Origin of the sequence: Stenotrophomonas maltophilia group sp. RNC7, assembly GCF_030910085.1 — a bacterium.
In the GTDB taxonomy this organism is placed as follows: Bacteria; Pseudomonadota; Gammaproteobacteria; order Xanthomonadales; family Xanthomonadaceae; genus Stenotrophomonas; species Stenotrophomonas sepilia.
Genome location: NZ_JAVFVN010000238.1, coordinates 1 through 700, shown reverse-complemented (window position 1 = coordinate 700; position 700 = coordinate 1). Strand labels below are relative to the sequence as shown.

Genomic DNA, 700 nt, shown 5'->3' with positions numbered 1-700 from the left:
CAAACAAAGTTATTCCATCGCTTTCGCTTGCAAACAAAAATCATACTGCATAATCATAATTCTGTCGTCAGATATAGGCAGACTGAACAAAAGGACGATGTAATTACCACCTACGTAAGAGGTATGAACTACATCGGAAGTATAGGATCAACTGTGGGAACAACCATAGGAGGTATACTGGGCGGTGTAGCAGGAAGTGTCGTTGGAAATACCATTGGTAGCGTAATAGATAGACAAACAGAAGTGAACGCAGTAGAAAGAATAAATCAGATGAACATTGCGCCAGGACACAAAGCAATGCTTATTAGCAATATGAACCTTGCAAATGATGTCCTTGATAACGCACCTGTAATGCTTCGCGTTACACCAGTTGATGTACTATTAGATTGGTATGAAGTTAAATCTGGAGTAGATGCATTTACAGGGAGACCACTAACAGAAGATCATAAGAATATCTCATTGGCTAGCGCTATGATGTCAACATTGATGGTAGATGTTTTTGATGATATGGCGGATATATCTAGGCTGAGAAATAAGACTGATGATATTGGGGATGCTGCTAAAGGTGCGTCTAAGGGAGTCACTTCTTATGAAGTAGGAACATTTAATGAGTTAACAAATAAATCTTTGCCTAGAGATGGTATTGAAATTCATCATGTGGTGCAAAAACATCCTGCGGGACAACTAGTAGATGGATATA

The 700-nt window shown here is 39.0% G+C and carries 1 protein-coding gene; it reads left to right on the top strand.

The genetic code is table 11. The features are described from left to right. Window positions 1-123: 123 nt before the first annotated feature. The coding region (locus RCF13_RS03025) for a hypothetical protein (protein ID WP_308140852.1) at window positions 124-700 on the top strand (577 nt) is incomplete at its 3' end.